15 protein-coding genes are annotated in these 13585 nt (G+C 62.1%); 7 read left to right on the top strand and 8 right to left on the bottom strand.

Annotated elements, in window-relative coordinates:
• The first annotated feature begins 50 nt into the window (after window positions 1-50).
• Entirely contained in the window at window positions 51-1247 is a 1197-nt protein-coding gene (locus tag J1G37_RS07120) for an MFS transporter (RefSeq protein ID WP_207040695.1), read from the top strand.
• On the opposite strand, the gene arfB is transcribed toward J1G37_RS07120, so the two are convergent.
• From arfB to J1G37_RS07080, 8 genes are all read right to left on the bottom strand, one after another.
• Window positions 1248-1661 (bottom strand): alternative ribosome rescue aminoacyl-tRNA hydrolase ArfB, encoded by a 414-nt coding sequence (gene arfB, locus J1G37_RS07115; protein ID WP_207040694.1) that lies wholly within the window; start codon window positions 1659-1661, stop codon window positions 1248-1250.
• Window positions 1662-1673: 12 nt separating this feature from the next.
• Window positions 1674-2357, bottom strand: coding sequence for a pentapeptide repeat-containing protein (locus J1G37_RS07110; protein WP_207040692.1), 684 nt, complete (start codon window positions 2355-2357; stop codon window positions 1674-1676).
• 106 nt (window positions 2358-2463) lie between these two features.
• Window positions 2464-3885: an amino acid permease gene (locus J1G37_RS07105; RefSeq protein WP_207040690.1), complete on the bottom strand. Its 1422-nt coding sequence runs from the start codon at window positions 3883-3885 to the stop codon at window positions 2464-2466.
• A gap of 561 nt (window positions 3886-4446) precedes the next feature.
• A complete protein-coding gene (gene rluB, locus J1G37_RS07100) occupies window positions 4447-5673 on the bottom strand; it encodes a 23S rRNA pseudouridine(2605) synthase RluB (RefSeq protein WP_207040688.1) in 1227 nt (408 codons plus the stop codon).
• Window positions 5674-5989: 316 nt separating this feature from the next.
• Entirely contained in the window at window positions 5990-6910 is a 921-nt protein-coding gene (gene scpB / locus J1G37_RS07095; RefSeq protein WP_207040686.1) for an SMC-Scp complex subunit ScpB, read from the bottom strand.
• A 12-nt stretch (window positions 6911-6922) separates the two neighbouring features.
• Window positions 6923-7621: a ScpA family protein gene (locus J1G37_RS07090; protein ID WP_177325347.1), complete on the bottom strand. Its 699-nt coding sequence runs from the start codon at window positions 7619-7621 to the stop codon at window positions 6923-6925.
• 120 nt (window positions 7622-7741) lie between these two features.
• Complete coding sequence (locus J1G37_RS07085) at window positions 7742-8371, bottom strand: L-threonylcarbamoyladenylate synthase (RefSeq protein ID WP_122488985.1); 630 nt, start codon at window positions 8369-8371, stop codon at window positions 7742-7744.
• Between the two features lie 13 nt (window positions 8372-8384).
• On the bottom strand, window positions 8385-9248 hold the full coding sequence (locus tag J1G37_RS07080; RefSeq protein WP_207040684.1) for a PHP domain-containing protein: 864 nt from the start codon (window positions 9246-9248) through the stop codon (window positions 8385-8387).
• Between the two features lie 87 nt (window positions 9249-9335).
• Between J1G37_RS07080 and J1G37_RS07075 the strand changes: the two genes are divergently transcribed.
• The 6 genes from J1G37_RS07075 (at window position 9336) to J1G37_RS07050 (ending at window position 13577) form a co-directional block, all read left to right on the top strand.
• Window positions 9336-9932 (top strand): septation protein A, encoded by a 597-nt coding sequence (locus tag J1G37_RS07075; RefSeq protein WP_124524905.1) that lies wholly within the window; start codon window positions 9336-9338, stop codon window positions 9930-9932.
• Between the two features lies 1 nt (window position 9933).
• Window positions 9934-10233, top strand: coding sequence for a YciI family protein (locus J1G37_RS07070; RefSeq protein ID WP_207040683.1), 300 nt, complete (start codon window positions 9934-9936; stop codon window positions 10231-10233).
• 107 nt (window positions 10234-10340) lie between these two features.
• Window positions 10341-10748 (top strand): translation initiation factor 2, encoded by a 408-nt coding sequence (locus tag J1G37_RS07065; protein ID WP_207040681.1) that lies wholly within the window; start codon window positions 10341-10343, stop codon window positions 10746-10748.
• A gap of 7 nt (window positions 10749-10755) precedes the next feature.
• On the top strand, window positions 10756-11433 hold the full coding sequence (locus J1G37_RS07060; RefSeq protein ID WP_207040680.1) for a response regulator transcription factor: 678 nt from the start codon (window positions 10756-10758) through the stop codon (window positions 11431-11433).
• 267 nt (window positions 11434-11700) lie between these two features.
• Complete coding sequence (locus tag J1G37_RS07055) at window positions 11701-12165, top strand: LTXXQ domain-containing protein (protein WP_017737990.1); 465 nt, start codon at window positions 11701-11703, stop codon at window positions 12163-12165.
• A gap of 68 nt (window positions 12166-12233) precedes the next feature.
• Complete coding sequence (locus tag J1G37_RS07050; protein WP_207040679.1) at window positions 12234-13577, top strand: HAMP domain-containing sensor histidine kinase; 1344 nt, start codon at window positions 12234-12236, stop codon at window positions 13575-13577.
• The last annotated feature ends 8 nt before the right edge of the window (window positions 13578-13585 follow it).

Here is a 13585-nt window from a genome sequence, read left to right as displayed (position 1 = left end):
CGGTATCATTAGCAGCCTATCTTTACCTGCTGCGACTGTGGACCTCTCCCATGCCAGATACCCAGCGCCCCATGGCGGTCACGCTGCAAGTTGTTTCCATCGTGTTGTTCACCTTTATCGGCTACCTGAATATCGGCATTCCCCTCGCCGTATTGCCGGGCTATGTCCACAGTACGCTGGGCTACGGCGCCGTGATCGCCGGGCTGGTGATCAGCGTGCAATACCTGGCCACCCTGCTGAGCCGTCCTTACGCCGGCAAGATCATCGACAACCTGGGCAGCAAGCGCGCGGTGTTGATCGGCTTGGCGGGCTGCGGCTTGAGCGGTGTGTTCATGTTGCTCGCGGCGTGGTTTGCCAGCCTGCCAGCCGTCAGCCTGGGTAGCCTGTTGATCGGCCGCCTGGTCTTGGGCAGCGCCGAAAGCCTGGTCGGCTCGGGCGCCATCGGCTGGGGCATTGGCCGTGTCGGCGCGGCCAATACGGCCAAGGTCATTTCCTGGAACGGTATCGCCAGCTACGGCGCCCTCGCCGTCGGCGCGCCGCTGGGGGTGCTGCTGGTCAGCCATCTCGGGCTGTGGAGCATGGGCGTGAGCATCATCCTGCTGGCGATCATCGGCCTGCTGCTCGCCTGGAAGAAGGAACCCGCGCCCATCGTCGCCGGCGTGCGCCTGCCCTTCATGAATGTGCTGGGCCGCGTACTGCCCCACGGTTGTGCCTTGGCGCTGGGTTCCATCGGTTTCGGCACCATCGCCACCTTTATCACCCTGTATTACACCACCCAGCACTGGGACAACGCCGTGTGGGCCCTGAGCCTGTTCGGCGCCAGTTTTATCGGCGCACGCCTGCTGTTTGGCAACCTGATCAACCGCATCGGCGGCTTTCGCGTGGCGATTGCCTGCCTGTCCGTGGAAATCCTCGGCCTGCTGCTGTTGTGGCTGGCGCCGGACGCCAACCTGGCCCTGGCCGGTGCGGCGTTGAGCGGGTTTGGCTTTTCCCTGGTATTTCCGGCGCTGGGCGTCGAGGCGGTCAACCTCGTGCCGGCGTCCAGCCGTGGCTCGGCGGTGGGGGCCTACTCGTTGTTCATCGACTTGTCGCTGGGGATTACCGGCCCGTTGGCCGGCGCGGTTGCGGCAGGGTTCGGCTTTGCGTCGATCTTCCTGTTCGCCGCCCTCGCCGCCCTCGGTGGTTTGCTGCTGAGCGTCTACCTGTACCGGCAAGCGCCCAAGGCCCGCGAGGCGCGCGGCGATTAACTAAAAGTCGACCTTGCCGCGCCCGGCCTTGATACTTCCGCGCTTGGTCTTGGACTCCAGGCGGCGCTTTTTCGAGCCCAGGGTGGGCTTGGTCGGACGGCGCTTCTTCTCGACCTTGGTGGCACTGAGAATCAGCTCCACCAGGCGCTCCAGCGCATCCGCGCGATTCTGCTCCTGGGTCCGATATTGCTGGGCCTTGAGCACCAGCACGCCTTCGCTGGTGATACGACTGTCGCGCAGCGCCAGCAGCCGCTCCTTGTAGAACTCAGGCAGCGACGAGGCCGGAATATCAAAACGCAGGTGCACCGCACTCGACACCTTGTTGACGTTCTGCCCACCGGCGCCCTGGGCGCGAATCGCGGTCAACTCGATCTCGGTATCCGGCAGTTGCACATTGTTGGAAATCACCAGCATCAATCAAAAATCCTAAGCAACGGACAAGCCCAACTCGGACAACAACATCGACGCCTGGGCTTTGGAAATCACGGCGCCTTTGAACAGTTTGGCATCATTGAGGCGAAACCCGCTCAAATCCGCGCCCCGCAGGTCGGCACCGGCAAAATTGGCGCCGTTTATACGCGCATGGGCGAGGCTGCAGTCGATCAATTCAGCCTTGCGAAAGTCAGCGTCCGACAAATCGCTGTCGGAAAAATCCAGGTTATTCAGCACCGTGCGCGCAAACGACAACCCGGACAGGAAGGCGCTGTTGAGCCGGGTCTCGCTGAAACTCAGGCCCAGGGACGCACAATGGGTAAAGTTGGCACCGGTCAACTTGCAGTGCTCGAAACTCGCCTGGGGCAACTTGCTGCGTTGCCAGCGAGTGTTGTTCAGGTCGCAACTGTGGAACTGTGCTTCCAGCAGGTTCGCCGCTTCGAAGATCGCGAGGCTGGCGCGGCAGCTTTTCCACTGGGTGCCTTCCAGACGGGAGCCGAGGAAGGAGGTCTGGACCAGGATGCAGCGTTCGAAGATCCAGTGATCAAGCACCATGCGCGACAGGTCGGCACCGCTCAGGTCCACGCCGATCAGGCGCAAGGGGCCGCTGTGCTGGGCGATCAGGTCTTCCAGCTCATCGCGTTGCAAGGTGCCGCCGTCGATGTCGGTGTGGTGCATGAGGGCCTCCGAGCCTGTATCAAATTAAAACGAGGCGCGAGTCTAACCCGTCAGCGCCGACAAAAAACCCGGCAAAGCGCCGGGTTTTCTGTTTACGCGAAAGCTCTTACTCCAGAACCGTCCCCGTCGTACTCAGGGCCGCTTGTGCCTTGCGCTTGTTCTTGACCCAGTAACACACCGCCATAAACGCCACCCACACCGGGATCGCGTACACCGACACCTGGATCCCCGGGATCATCAGCATGACCACCAGGATAAACGCCACGAACGCCAGGCAGACATAGTTGCCGTACGGGTACCACAGCGCCTTGAACAGCGGCACCTGGCCGGTGCGGTTCATGTGCTGGCGGAACTTGAAGTGGGAGAAGCTGATCATCGCCCAGTTGATCACCAGCGTGGCCACTACCAGGGACATCAGCAGTTCCAGCGCGTGTTGCGGGATCAGGTAGTTCATCAGCACCGCCACCAGGGTGACCGCCGCCGAAGCGAGGATCGAGCGCACCGGCACGCCGCGTTTGTCGATCTTCGCCAGCGCTTTAGGCGCATCGCCCTGCTCGGCCATGCCCAGCAACATGCGGCTGTTGCAGTAGGTACCGCTGTTGTACACCGACAGCGCCGCCGTCAGCACCACGAAGTTGAGGATGTGCGCCGCGGTGTTGCTGCCCAGCATCGAGAACACCTGTACAAACGGGCTGCCGCTGTAGGCATCGCCGGAGGCGTTGAGGGTGGTCAGCAGGCTGTCCCACGGCGTCAACGACAGCAGCACCACCAGGGCACCAATGTAGAAAATCAGGATGCGGTAGATCACTTGATTGATCGCTTTCGGGATCACCGTGCGTGGCTGGTCAGCCTCGGCCGCCGTGAAACCGAGCATTTCCAGGCCGCCGAAGGAGAACATGATGATCGCCATGGCCATCACCAGGCCGCCCACACCGTGGGGGAAGAAGCCACCGTGTTCCCACAGGTTGCTCACCGAGGCTTGCGGGCCGCCACTGCCGCTGACCAGCAAATAGCTGCCCAGGGCGATCATGCCGACGATGGCCACCACTTTGATGATGGCAAACCAGAACTCGGCTTCACCGAAGACTTTGACGTTGGCCAGGTTGATCAGGTTGATCAGCACAAAGAACGCCGCCGCCGAGACCCAGGTCGGGATCTCCGGCCACCAGTAGTGCACGTATTTACCGACAGCCGTCAGCTCCGACATGCCCACGAGAATGTACAGGATCCAGCAGTTCCAACCCGACAGGAAGCCGGCGAAACCGCCCCAGTACTTGTGGGCAAAGTGGCTGAAGGAGCCGGCCACCGGCTCTTCGACGATCATCTCGCCGAGTTGGCGCATGATCATGAAGGCGATAAAGCCGCAGATGGCATAGCCCAGGATCATCGACGGACCGGCGGATTTGAGCACCCCGGCCGAGCCGAGGAACAGGCCGGTACCGATGGCGCCACCGAGGGCGATCAACTGGATATGACGATTTTTCAGGCCGCGTTTCAGCTCGCCTGAAGAGGAATGGGGTCCACTCATGAAAAGGGTCTCACGCAAGGTTTGATGATGTTGAATGCACGTCGCTCGCTCGAATCTCGACTCAAGCAGCGCCGCTCAAACCCCAGCGCAGGCACCAGGAATACAGCGTGTTTATATCGGTCATGCGTCACCTGTTTGTTTTTATCTGTGACGAAATCGAACCCGTCCGGCTCGTGGCCAGGCGGAGTGATCAGGGTAGGCAAACCCTGGGTCTTGGCCTTTTGCGTGGGTACGCAAGGGGGGTCACAGTAAAACGCGGCGGATTGTACACGCAGACAAGCTTCAGGCCGAGCGTTGTCGTCACGGATCAAAACTGTAAGCTAATCCTTACAGTACCACCCACCCTAATAAACGCAGGGCAAAGCCGTAAAATATTCGTTACAGAACGGAACACAGACGTTACAGGCACTGGAGATCAACTGTGGGAGCGGGCTTGCCCGCTCCCACATAAGCCCGCATCCACAGGTGTCATCGCATTTCAGATTCAAAGCCAAAAAAAAACGCCAACCCGAGGGTTGGCGTTGTTTCTTGCAGCTTGCCGCTAAAAACTAGCCGCTGCCTTTAAGGCTTCTTGCGACCAAAACCAGGACGCTGACCCGAACCGGCCGGAGCGCCACGGCGCTTGCCCGATGGCTCGTCCGCGACCAGTTTCGGGCCAGGGCGCTTGTTGGCCGCTGGCTTGGCTGGACGCTTGGTGCTGGCGTTGTCGGCTGGACGCTCGGCTTCACCACGGTTGCTGCGACCACCGGCCGGGGCCGGACGCGGCGTGCGTGGAGCACGTTCGCCTTCCTGGCGCGATGGCGCGGTTGGGCGACGCTCGCCTTCGATGTGCGGCTGACGGGAAATACGCCCGCCCGTGGCCGGTGCATCCAGCGCCGGGCGCACGGTACGCGCAACGCGCTCGGTACGCGCAACGCGCTCGGTACGCGCAACAGGACGCGACGATTTACGCTGCATACGCTCAAGCTTGTCTTTGCTCTTGGCGTTCATCTGCGGCATGGCCACCGGCGTCAGGCCGACTTCGGCACTGAGGATGTCCACTTCGTACTGGCTCATTTCGCGCCAGCGGCCCATCGGCAGGTCGGAGTTCAAGAACACCGGGCCGAAACGCACGCGTTTCAGGCGGCTGACCACCAGGCCCTGGGATTCCCACAGGCGACGTACTTCACGGTTACGGCCTTCCATCACCACGCAGTGGTACCAGTGGTTGAAACCTTCGCCGCCTGGAGCCTGCTTGATGTCGGTGAACTTGGCCGGGCCGTCTTCCAGCACCACGCCGGCTTTCAAGCGCTCGATCATCTCGTCATCGACTTCGCCACGTACACGCACGGCGTATTCGCGGTCCATCTCGTAGGACGGGTGCATCAGGCGGTTGGCCAGTTCACCGTCGGTGGTGAACATCAGCAAGCCGGTGGTGTTGATGTCGAGACGACCGATGTTGATCCAACGGCCTTCTTTCGGCTTAGGCATCTTGTCGAACACGGTCGGACGGCCTTCCGGGTCGTCACGGGTGCAGATCTCGCCGTCGGGCTTGTTGTACATGATCACGCGGCGCACCGATTCGGCGGCCTCTTCACGCTTGATGACCTTGCCATCAATGGTGATTGCATCGTGCAGGTCGACGCGCTGGCCGAGGGTGGCCTCGACGCCGTTGACCTTGATGCGCTTCTGGGTGATCCAGGCTTCGACGTCGCGGCGCGAGCCCACGCCGATACGCGCCAGCACCTTTTGCAGTTTTTCACCTGCTGGGCCGATTTCCTGGCTGTCGTTCTGGTCTTTGTCGTTCATCTTAAGCACCTCCCGGTGGGTCGATTCAGGCGTGGCCTGAAGAGTGTTGAAAGCGGGGTCTTGGCCGAAGAGGTCGGCGAAGGGTCGCGAATCATACGCGTATGGCGGGCGTTGCGCATCAGAGACTAGCTGATAAAGGTGCAGTCATTGGTTTTTCCGCCGACCGGCAGCACCCGCCATCCTTTGTGGGAGCTGGCTTTTGTGGGAGCTGGCTCTTGTGTGGGAGCTGGCTTGCCTGCGATAGCATCACCTCGGTATGCCTGAAACACCGAGGTGCCTGTATCGCAGGCAAGCCAGCTCCCACAGGGGTTCGGCGTCAGTCTTCGAATTCGCGGCGTTCGGCTTCGATGGCTTCAGCCAGCGCGCGGGCTTCGGCTTCTTCGTCGCTCAAGGCCGGCTGTTCGAGGGCGGCGACGGCGGCCAGGAGTTTTTCGCGGGCTTCGGCAACGCCGAGGATGTCTTCCTCAGGCTCAGGCTCGGGTTCAGGCTCAGCACTTTCCGGGGCCTCAGGCTCGACAACACCATCACGCAGCAAGTCATCAAAGTCAGTCTTGATGCCCTGCTCCATGTCATCCAGCTCCAGCAGCAACGTGTGGAAGCTGGTTTCGTCCTTCGGCTCTTCCGGCTCGGCGCTGGCGTCGGCCAGCTCTTGCAGGCTGGCGGGCACCGGCGCGTCGTCGAAGTCCAACACCGGGTCTGGCTCCATCTCGCGCAACTCGGCCAGCGGCGGCAAGTCGTCGAGGTTTTTCAGGTTGAAGTGGTCAAGGAACACCTTGGTAGTGGCAAACATCGCCGGTTTACCCGGTACGTCACGGTAACCAACGATGCGAATCCACTCGCGCTCCAGCAGCGTCTTGACGATATGGCTGTTGACCGCCACACCCCGCACGTCCTCGATCTCGCCCCGGGTGATCGGCTGGCGATAGGCGATCAGCGCCATGGTCTCCAGCATCGCCCGCGAATAACGCTGCGGGCGCTCTTCCCACAAGCGGCCGACCCAAGGGGAAAATTTCTCACGGATCTGCAGGCGATAACCCGACGCCACTTCCCGCAGCTCAAAGGCGCGGCCGTCGCAGGATTTGCGCAGGATCTCCAGCGCCTTCTTGAACACCGGCGGCTCGGGGCGTTCGGCTTCTTCAAAGAGTTCGAACAGGCGTTCCAAAGATTGCGGCTTGCCCGAGGCCAGTAGAAACGCCTCCAGCAACGGGGCCAGTTCGCGGGGTTCAGTCAGATTCATCGATTCAGCTCTTTATTCGGCTCGCGCCCGCACGTGGATAGCCGCAAAAGGCTCATTCTGGACCAGCTCGACCAAGGATTCCTTGACCAGTTCAAGCACCGCCATGAAGGTCACCACCACCCCCAGGCGCCCTTCTTCTTTGGTGAACAGCTCGACAAACGGCACAAACCCACCGCCCTTGAGGCGTTCCAGCACATCGCTCATGCGCTCGCGGGTGGACAGCGCCTCGCGGCTGACCTGGTGGCTTTCGAACATGTCGCCACGGCGCAGTACTTCGGCCATGGACATCAACAACTCTTCCAGGCTCACATCCGGCAACAGTTTGCGCGCCCGCGCCTCGGGGGCATCCAGCTTGGGCACCACCACATCGCGGCCGACGCGGCTCAAACCGTCGATACCTTCGGCAGCCGCCTTGAAGCGTTCGTACTCTTGCAAGCGGCGGATCAGTTCGGCGCGCGGGTCGTCTTCCTCGGCTTCCACCGTCTCCGAACGCGGCAGCAGCATGCGCGACTTGATCTCGGCGAGCATGGCGGCCATCACCAGGTACTCGGCGGCCAGTTCCAGGCGCACCGACTGCATCAATTCGACATAGCCCATGTATTGACGGGTGATTTCCGCCACCGGGATGTCGAGGATGTTGATGTTCTGCTTGCGGATCAGGTACAGCAGCAAGTCCAGCGGGCCTTCAAAGGCTTCCAGGAATACTTCCAGCGCATCCGGCGGAATGTACAGGTCCAGCGGCATTTCCATGACCGCCTGGCCATACACCATGGCAAACGGCAGTTCCTGCTGGGCGCCGGCCTGGGGATCAACGGTTTCCACGGCGGACATTCAGGCCTCGACCATGAACGGCGCCGGGTCACCGCAACCCACGCGGATCACTTCGGGCTCGCCGTCGGCCAGGTTGATCACGGTTGAGGCCTTGTTGCCGCCGAAACCACCGTCGATGATCAGGTCGACCTGTTTTTCCAGGAGCTGGCGCATTTCGTACGGATCTTCCAGCGGCTCGCTGTCACCGGGCATGATCAACGACACGCTCATCAACGGCTCACCCAGCTCCGCCAGCAACGCCAGGGCGATGGGATGCTCGGGCACCCGCAGGCCGATGGTGCGTTTCTTCGGGTGCAGCAACAGGCGTGGCACTTCGCGGGTGGCGTTGAGAATAAAGGTGTAGGGCCCCGGCGTGTGCGCCTTGAGCAGGCGGAAGGTGCCGGTGTCGACCTTGGCGAACAACCCGAGCTGGGACAGGTCGCTGCAAATCAGGGCGAAGTTGTGATTCTTGTCCAGGTCCCGCAGGCGTCTTACGCGCTCCACTGCACCTTTGTCGCCGATCTGGCAACCAATGGCGTAGGACGAGTCCGTTGGATAGATCACCACGCCACCGGCGCGAATGATCTCCACGGCCTGTTTGATCAGGCGCGCCTGGGGGTTCTCCGGGTGAATCTGGAAGAATTGACTCACGTGTTCTACCTGTTCAGACGGTGGCAGTAATGGGGTCATGCTTGAATCGCCCCGACAAGAGCGGCAGGTCTTCAGGTACCTGGCGATACTCGCCGATTTCGGACCACCCACCTGGGCCATGAAAATCACTGCCGGCGCTGACCAGCAGACCAAATTCGCGGGCAAGAATAGCCAGGCTGCCGACCTGTTCAGCGGGTTGATGCCCATTGACCACTTCGATCGCATGGCCTCCCGCTCCAATATAGTCGCTGATCAGCTTGCGACGCTTGCTGCGGGTGAAATCGTAATGCCACGGGTGCGCCAGGCTCACCCAGGCCCCGGCGGCGCGCAAGGTCGCGACGGTGTCTTCGAGGGTCGGCCAGTGTTGCTTGACGTCGCCCAGCTTGCCCGCGCCCAGCCATTTGCGGAAGGCCTCGGCGCGGTCCTTGACGAACCCCTCACGCACCATCCAGTCGGCGAAGTGCGGGCGGGCCGGCGCGTTGCCACTGTCGCCCAGCTCCTGCTGGATCGCACGGGCGCCGTCGAGGGCATTGGGCATGCCTTTGAGGCTGAGTTTGCGGCTGATTTCTTCGGAGCGCAGCCAGCGGCCATCGTGCAAAGCGGCGATGGCGGCCACCAGCGGCGCGGCAGTTTGATCGAAACCGTAGCCGAGCACATGAATAGTGGCGCCGCCCCAGGTGCAGGACAATTCCACGCCGTTGACCAACTGCATACCCAGCGCATGCGCGGCTTCGCGGGCCTCGTCGAGGCCTTCGAGGGTGTCGTGGTCGGTCAACGCCAGGACTCGCACGCCTTTTTCAAACGCACGCGCAACCAGTACCGCGGGCGCCAGGGCGCCGTCGGAGGCCGTGCTGTGGCAGTGCAAATCAACATTCACGGGGATGTGTAACCTCAAGTCAGCTGGCGCTTTCGCTACCTAGGATGTTTGTTATTATGCCGCCACATCCAGCTTCTGGCTCTTACTGTGAAACAATTCATCGACTTCATCCCGCTGTTGCTGTTTTTCATCGTTACCAAAATCGACCCCCGGGTCATCGATATCGCCGGTCACCCGGTGTCATTCGGAGGCATCTACAGCGCCACCGCCGTCCTGATCATCAGTTCTATCGTCGTCTACGGCGCCATCTTCATCTCCCAGCGCAAGCTGGAAAAAAGCCAATGGCTGACCCTCGTCGCCTGCCTGGTCTTCGGCGGCCTGACCCTGGCCTTCCACAGCGAAACCTTCCTCAAGTGGAAAGCGCCGGTGGTCAACTGGCTGTTCGCCCTGGTCTTTATCGGCAGCCACTTCATCGGTGACCGCCTGCTGATCAAGCGGATCATGGGCCATGCGCTGACCCTGCCGGAGCCGGTGTGGACACGCTTGAACGTCGCCTGGATCGTGTTCTTCCTGTTCTGCGGCGCCGCCAACCTGTTCGTGGCCTTTACCTTCCAGGACTACTGGGTCGACTTCAAAGTGTTCGGCAGCCTGGGCATGACCGTGTTGTTCCTGGTCGGCCAGGGCATCTACCTGTCGCGCCACCTGCATGACACCGCCCCTACCACGCCAAAAACCGAGGACTGACATGCTCTACGCCATCATTGCCACCGACGTCGCCAACTCGCTGGAAAAACGCTTGAGCGTGCGCCCCGCCCACGTCGAGCGCCTCAAGCAGCTGCAAGCCGAAGGCCGCCTCGTCCTGGCCGGCCCGCACCCGGCCGTAGACAGCAATGACCCGGGCGACGCCGGTTTCACCGGTAGCCTGATCGTCGCCGAGTTCGCCGCGCTGGCCGACGCCCAGGCCTGGGCCAAGGCCGATCCGTATATCGCCGCCGGCGTTTATGCCGACGTCGTGATCAAGCCGTTCAAGCAAGTCCTGCCTTGACCCGAGCCTGTGCCGGACCGATTGCGTTCGGCACACGCCTAATTGCTCATTATTCTCGGTAACCTGCCGACAACGATCTGAATATTCGTGTGGAATCAGGAGTTCCGATGCGCTTACGTCAGTTGTGTCTGTTGGCAGTGTTAATGATCGGGGCTACGGCCCACGCGGAAGAAACCTCGAACATCGGCAATTCGACGCCCCTGTCGTTGAGTGCCGGCAGCCAGATCAGCGAGTTGCAGCAACGCTTGAAAGACAGCGAGCGGCAACGTGAAGAACTGAGCAAGCAACTGCAAAACGCGGATGCTGCCCGCGAAAGCGCGCAATTAAGTCGCCTTCGCCAAGAGAACCAACGCCTGTCCCAGCAACTCAAAGAGACACAGGGCGGTGCCTTGACCCGTTGGCTGACCGAGCAACAACAATGGTTTGTCACCGGTGGGGCCGTCGCACTGATCGCCTTGCTGTGCGGGATCTTCGCCAGCGGTGGGCACCGTCGCCGTCGACAATGGCTAAATTGAGTGAGTCATGAGCGAGCTGTTACTGATAGATGATGACCAGGAGCTCTGTGAGCTGCTGACCAGTTGGTTGAGCCAGGAAGGCTTTCAGGTGCACGCCTGCCATGACGGCTTGAGCGCGCGTAAAGCCTTGGCTGACACGGCGCCTGCCGCCGTGGTGCTGGATGTGATGCTGCCCGATGGCAGCGGCCTGGAGTTGCTCAAGCAATTGCGTAGCGATCACCCGGAGTTGCCCGTGCTGATGCTGTCGGCCCGGGGCGAACCGCTGGACCGCATCCTCGGCCTGGAACTCGGCGCCGACGACTACCTGGCCAAGCCGTGCGACCCACGGGAACTGACGGCCCGCCTGCGCGCGGTACTGCGCCGCAGCCACCCCGCGGCCGTCTCGACGCAGATGGAACTGGGCGACCTGTGCTTCAGCCCGGTGCGCGGCGTGGTCAGCATCGACGAGCAGGAATTCACCCTCACCGTCTCCGAAAGCCGCCTGCTGGAAGCCTTGCTGCGCCAGCCCGGCGAGCCACTGGACAAACAGGAACTGGCGCAGATCGCCCTGGGTCGCAAGTTGACCCTTTACGATCGCAGCCTGGACATGCACGTCAGCAACCTGCGCAAAAAAATCGGCCCCCACCCGGATGGCCGGCCACGGATCGTGGCGTTGCGTAGCCGTGGTTACTACTACGCCCCCTGACAAGCGCCTTGTTGCTCTTCTGTGGGAGCTGGCTTGTCGGATCGCCGCACCGCTGCGATAGCATCACCTGGATCTAGCTGACAGACCGAGTTGCCTGCATCGCAGGCAAGCCAGCTCCCACACTTGATCTCCTTGGTCTCAAGGGTTTTGTCAGCCTCGACCAAAATCGTCTTTACCCAAGCTTTACGCTCCCCTGACTGCCGCTGACCTTCATCTCCGTAATCTACTCACATCCGGACTCACCGGAATAGAGACAGGAGAATCACCATGCGCAAGACCCTTATCGCTTTGATGTTCGCCGCTGCCCTGCCAACCGTTGCCATGGCGGCAATGCCCGACGGCCGCGGCCCGATGGGCGGCCCGGAAGGCCACATGATGGGCGGCCCGGGCCACGGCGGTGAACACGGTCCGCGTGGCAAAGGCGGCCCCTTCAGCCAGCTGGACTTGAGCAAAGAGCAGCGCGAGCAAATCGGCAAACTGATGGGCGACCAATGGCACGCTCGCAAAGACCTGACCAAGAAGTACCTGGACAAACTCCCGGCCGCTGAGCAGAAAGCCATGCAGGACGAGATTGCTGCCGGCAAGCAGAAAACCCAGGCGGACATCCGCGCCGTGCTGAAACCCGATCAGCAGAAGAAATTCGACGAGATCGTCAAGAAACAAGCCGAGCGCCGTGCCGAGTGGAAGGAATTCCAGGCCTGGAAAGCGCAACAGCCGCAAAAAGCGCAATAATGCCCACGCGTTAACGCTTCCAGCCCAGTGGCCACCGCCACTGGGCTTTTCCTGTTTGAGGGTTTCCTGTGCGCTCATTGTTCTGGCGGATCCTGGCCAGTTTCTGGCTGGCCATCGCTCTGGTTGCCGGGTTGTCGATCCTGCTTGGGCACATGCTCAACCAGGACGGCTGGATTCTCAGCCGCCACCCCGGCCTCGCCAACCTGCCCGAAGAATGGGCGCAACTCTACGAGTCCCAGGGCGAAGACGCCGCCCAGGAGTTGCTGCAACAACGCAAGCGCCAGTACCACATCGACGTGCAGGTGCTCAACGAAAGCGGCGAGCCGGTGGTGCGTGGCACGTTCCCGCGGCGCTCGGCTGCGTTCGAGGCCCGGCAGAATGACAGCAAGGACGGCCATCTGCCGTGGCGGCGCCTGACCGCCGAGTACACCAGCGAGAAAACCGGCGACACCTACCTGCTGATCTACCGCATCCCCCACCCGGAACTGGACGCCTGGCACCGCAGCAGCCTGTTGTGGCCGTTGAGCGCGCTGGCGATTGCCCTGGTGGTGCTGACCTTGTTCAGCTTGCTGGTGACGCTGTCCATCACCCGCCCCTTGAGCCGTTTGCGCGGCGCGGTGCATGACCTCGGCCAGGCCACTTACCAGCAAAACAGCCTGGCGCGCCTGGCCAACCGCCGCGACGAGTTCGGCGTGCTCGCCACCGACTTCAACCGCATGGGCGCGCGCCTGCAAAGCCTGATCGGCAGCCAGCGCCAATTGCTGCGCGACGTCTCCCACGAACTGCGCTCGCCCCTGGCCCGCCTGCGCATCGCCCTGGCCCTGGCCGAACGCGCCAGCCCCGAAGAACGGGAAAAACTCTGGCCGCGCCTGACCCGTGAATGCGACCGCCTTGAAGCCTTGATCAGTGAAATTCTGGTCCTGGCCCGCGTCGATGCCGACAACGCCAGCGCCGAGGACGTCGATCTCGACCCATTGCTCAAGGCCCTGCAAAAAGACGCCCTGCTCAGTGCCCCCGAGCAAAAGGTGCTACTGAGCGGCGACAGCGACCTGCACCTCAAGGGCTGGCCGACCATGATCGAACGCGCCGTGGACAACCTGCTGCGCAATGCCCAGCGCTTCAACCCAGCGGAGCAGCCCATCGAATTGCACGCCCAGCGCCAGGGCGAGCGCATCCTGATCAGCGTGCGCGACCACGGCCCCGGCGTCGAGGCCGAGCACCTGAGCCAGCTAGGCGAACCGTTTTACCGCGCCCCCGGCCAGACCGCCCAAGGGCACGGCCTGGGCCTGGCGATCGCGCGCCGCGCGGCGGAGCGTCACGGCGGCAGCCTGATCCTGGCCAATCACCCGGGCGGCGGGTTTATCGCCAGTATCGAGTTGCCACTGGAGCCTGGGGTTGTCACACCCACCTGATCATCTCT

Source organism: Pseudomonas sp. Marseille-Q1929 (genome assembly GCF_017316265.1).
GTDB lineage: Bacteria > Pseudomonadota > Gammaproteobacteria > Pseudomonadales > Pseudomonadaceae > Aquipseudomonas.
This window is presented reverse-complemented; position numbering and strand designations above follow the sequence as displayed.

What these genes read in the sequence shown, in the direction of transcription:
- J1G37_RS07120 (WP_207040695.1), top strand. Translation starts at nt 51, where the DNA reads ATGCCAGATACCCAGCGCCCCATGGCGGTCACGCTGCAAGTTGTTTCC.
- arfB (WP_207040694.1), bottom strand. Translation starts at nt 1,661, where the DNA reads ATGCTGGTGATTTCCAACAATGTGCAACTGCCGGATACCGAGATCGAG.
- J1G37_RS07110 (WP_207040692.1), bottom strand. Translation starts at nt 2,357, where the DNA reads ATGCACCACACCGACATCGACGGCGGCACCTTGCAACGCGATGAGCTG.
- J1G37_RS07105 (WP_207040690.1), bottom strand. Translation starts at nt 3,885, where the DNA reads ATGAGTGGACCCCATTCCTCTTCAGGCGAGCTGAAACGCGGCCTGAAA.
- rluB (WP_207040688.1), bottom strand. Translation starts at nt 5,673, where the DNA reads ATGAACGACAAAGACCAGAACGACAGCCAGGAAATCGGCCCAGCAGGT.
- scpB (WP_207040686.1), bottom strand. Translation starts at nt 6,910, where the DNA reads ATGAATCTGACTGAACCCCGCGAACTGGCCCCGTTGCTGGAGGCGTTT.
- J1G37_RS07070 (WP_207040683.1), top strand. Translation starts at nt 9,934, where the DNA reads ATGCTCTACGCCATCATTGCCACCGACGTCGCCAACTCGCTGGAAAAA.
- J1G37_RS07065 (WP_207040681.1), top strand. Translation starts at nt 10,341, where the DNA reads ATGCGCTTACGTCAGTTGTGTCTGTTGGCAGTGTTAATGATCGGGGCT.
- J1G37_RS07060 (WP_207040680.1), top strand. Translation starts at nt 10,756, where the DNA reads ATGAGCGAGCTGTTACTGATAGATGATGACCAGGAGCTCTGTGAGCTG.
- J1G37_RS07055 (WP_017737990.1), top strand. Translation starts at nt 11,701, where the DNA reads ATGCGCAAGACCCTTATCGCTTTGATGTTCGCCGCTGCCCTGCCAACC.